We start from the raw sequence: 3,089 nt of genomic DNA, 5'->3' as shown, positions 1-3,089 counted from the left end.
AAGTCAGGATATCCGATACTCGTTCTCGCACCGGCATCTATATATCCGATTTGATATTCGACATAAATATGTCCGAGAATTTCGATGAACGGTACCTCATTTGGACGATTATCGGCGTCGCAATCCTCACCTTCCTGTACAGCATTTTCATCAATCAGCGGTTCTTCGCGTGGTTCGGTATCGTTTTCCCGCTCATCGGACTGTACCTGTTCTGGCGATTCGTTCGCGCCGTCGAACGAATCGCCGCGTCGATGGAGCGATGAGTTTCAGTCCGACCGGACCATGACGTCGGTCGCCTTGACCACGGCGGTCAGTTCCATCCCCTCCTCGATTTCGAGGTTTTCGACCGATTCACGGGTGATGACGGCAGCGACTTCGTCGTCACCGACGTCCAGAATTACTTCCGCGGTCACGTCGCCCGTTTCCACTGCCACCACTTCCCCGTCGAGTCGATTTCGTGCGCTGAGCATCTTCGATACCTCGGAACGACCACGACGAGGCCGTGAATAAGCGTTCGGGCGCACTTTGCTCCGGAAATCAAACGCGATATTGAAATGTAGTCCCTTCCTAACGGGGGTATGGCAAAATACTCGACCGGGAATTCGTCCGGAAGCGGTAGCGGCGGTTCCTGTGAACTCTGCGGGAAAGCCTCCGACTCGCTGACCGAGGCGAGCGTCGCAGGTGCGACCCTGCAGGTCTGCAAAGACTGTGCGAGTCACAACGACGCCGCGGAACCGAAGGAAGAGCGGACAACGGGCGGAAACCAGTTGAGCGAGCAGGACCGCAAACGGCGCGCCGCCCAGCGCACGGCGCGCATGGACGACGCCCGCAAGGGAGATGCACGCCACTGGGAAGAGGAGGGGACGAGCTATGACAGCGACCCGCTCCCGTATCTCGTCTCCGACTACGGCGACCGCGTCGTCGAGGCACGACAGGAGGCCGGACTGCAGTCCGGCGAACTCGCGGACGAACTCGGAATCGATGAAGACGACCTGCTCGCAGTCGAACAGAGCCGAGCCAACCGCGCGAGCGTCGGCGGGTCGGTCATCGAGGCGCTGGAGGAACGCCTCGACCTGACGTTGTCGGAGTCGGCGTAGCGTTTTTGTCCGCCCGTTTCGCACGAACGGGTATGACTCATGCGCCAGCAGAGCCGTATCGAACGAGTTTCGAGGCGACCGTTTCGGCCGTCGATGGCACCGATATCGTCCTTTCGGAGACGTATTTTTACGCCGAGAGCGGCGGTCAACCGGCCGATAGGGGAACGCTCGACGGGATTCCGGTCGTGGACGTACAGAAACGGGACGACGGGGTGGTTCACAGCCTCGAAGCGACGCCCGACTTCGCCGAGGGAGATGAAATCAGCGGCCAGATCGACGAGGAGTTTCGCACCTACTGCATGCGCTCGCACACGGCGAGTCACGTCCTGTACGGTGCGGGTCGGCGGATCTTGGCCGATCTCGGCTACGGCGGCTTCGACATCGGCGAGGAGAAGATCCGCGTCGATTTCCAGACCTCGACGGACATCGACGACGGGGTTCTCGCGGAACTCGAACGCCTGACGAACCGCGCGGTATGGGACTCGATACCCGTTTCGTGGGAACAACTCCCGAAGGAGGAAGCGCTGGAACGGGAGGAAATCGCGTTCAACACCAAAACGGAAGAGGGCGTGTTGAGCGGTTCGAACACGGTTCGCGTGGTCGATATCGACGGCTGGGACGTGGCGGCCTGTGGCGGCACGCACGTCGAGAACACCCGCGAAATCGGCCCGGTGACGATCCTCGACCGGTCGAACCCCGGCGAGGGCATGACGCGCGTGGAGTTCGCCGTCGGCCCGCCAGCCATCCGCACGCGGACGGAGGAGAAACTGAGCGCGCTGGACGCCGCACGAACCGCGGGAACCGGCGTTCGGGATTTGCCCGACGAAATCGCCCGCCTCACCGACGAAATCGATGCGCTCGAAGCCGAGTTAGCCGACGCAAAATCGCAACTTGTCGGGGCGACAATCGCGGAACTCGCGGAGGAGACCGTCGTCCGGAACGGTCACGAGTGGCTGGTCGGAACCATCGACGGCGTCGGACCGAACGAACTGAGCGACAGGGTGCGGGAACTCGCGGGTGAGACGGCCGACGTGGTCGCGCTCGCCGGAAAGGACGGTTCGACGTTCATCGTCGTCGGTACTGCTGGCGAGGCCGATGCTGGCGACGTGGTGGACGACGTAACCGCCGAGTTCGGCGGCGGCGGTGGCGGCAGTCCGACGTTCGCGCAGGGCGGCGGTCTATCGGCGGACCCGGACGAAGTCGTGGCGTATCTACGGGAGTAGAGTCACAGACTGTCTCGAAATAGACACTGCGAAAAACGGCGTCGTTCGTCGATTCTGAGCGTCCTCGTTCAATCGACGGTCGAATCGGCCGCGATTTTCTCGACGGATGGTTCGGCGAAATGGGCCAACGAGATGAGGTTGTACACTGCTGACCGACGCGCAGCACTCCGTACACGTTCGATAGTCTCCTCGGTGACGCTCTCGCCACCCACGTGAATTTCGATATCCAACTCGCCGAACTGGTCCCGGAGCGTCCCATCCCGAGTTTCCGTGTCGTCGATATCGAGGGCGACGAACGGATCCCAGGGAATTCGAACCGTCGTTTCGAGTGTCTCCACTTCGAGACCCTCGGCTGCGAGGTGAAGCGAGATAACGTGACTGAGACAGCCGCTCAGCGCGGCCAGCGCGGTTTCGATCACTTCGGGACGGTCGTCCGGACCGACGAACCCCATCGCCGCCTCGACCTCTTTGTGAGCGCCGAACGGGAACGTGTAGTCGCGGGTTTCGCGGTCGATTGTCTCCCCGCCGAGCGAGTAGGGGCCTATCTTCGAGAGCGTGTGGAACGCTCGTCCTTCCCAGTAACCTTTCGCACTCAGTTCGAATTGGACGTCATCGGGGTTCGCCTGAGCGTAGTCGACGAACTCCGCGAACGTCTTGCTGTCGACGCCGTATCGCACGGACTGCTCCATCGATTGCGTTTCTGTTGTCATGGTGTCTCCTTTGGGGTTGCCGTGATCGTTGTCTCTGCGACGACCACTTACCGCTACGC

The 3,089-nt window shown here is 61.5% G+C and carries 5 protein-coding genes; 3 read left to right on the top strand and 2 right to left on the bottom strand.

Annotated elements, in window-relative coordinates:
• Positions 1-68: 68 nt before the first annotated feature.
• Positions 69-263: a hypothetical protein gene (locus WBV42_RS00310; RefSeq protein ID WP_423984276.1), complete on the top strand. Its 195-nt coding sequence runs from the start codon at positions 69-71 to the stop codon at positions 261-263.
• A 3-nt stretch (positions 264-266) separates the two neighbouring features.
• Here WBV42_RS00310 and WBV42_RS00305 read toward each other — a convergent pair whose 3' ends face one another.
• Positions 267-470, bottom strand: a complete 204-nt coding sequence (locus tag WBV42_RS00305; protein ID WP_423984275.1) for a TOBE domain-containing protein — start codon at positions 468-470, stop codon at positions 267-269.
• A gap of 108 nt (positions 471-578) precedes the next feature.
• On the opposite strand from WBV42_RS00305, the gene WBV42_RS00300 reads away from it, so the two are divergent.
• Together WBV42_RS00300 and WBV42_RS00295 are read left to right on the top strand one after the other, a co-directional pair.
• The gene (locus WBV42_RS00300; protein ID WP_423984274.1) at positions 579-1,097 is read left to right on the top strand and encodes a helix-turn-helix domain-containing protein; all 519 of its coding nucleotides are present in this window, start codon (positions 579-581) and stop codon (positions 1,095-1,097) included.
• A 32-nt stretch (positions 1,098-1,129) separates the two neighbouring features.
• Positions 1,130-2,320: an alanyl-tRNA editing protein gene (locus WBV42_RS00295; RefSeq protein WP_423984273.1), complete on the top strand. Its 1,191-nt coding sequence runs from the start codon at positions 1,130-1,132 to the stop codon at positions 2,318-2,320.
• 68 nt (positions 2,321-2,388) lie between these two features.
• On the opposite strand, the gene WBV42_RS00290 is transcribed toward WBV42_RS00295, so the two are convergent.
• Positions 2,389-3,030, bottom strand: coding sequence for an OsmC family protein (locus WBV42_RS00290; RefSeq protein WP_423984272.1), 642 nt, complete (start codon positions 3,028-3,030; stop codon positions 2,389-2,391).
• Between the last annotated feature and the right edge of the window lie 59 nt (positions 3,031-3,089).

The organism is Haladaptatus sp., from assembly GCF_049589095.1.
GTDB lineage: Archaea > Halobacteriota > Halobacteria > Halobacteriales > Haladaptataceae > Haladaptatus.
This window is presented reverse-complemented; position numbering and strand designations above follow the sequence as displayed.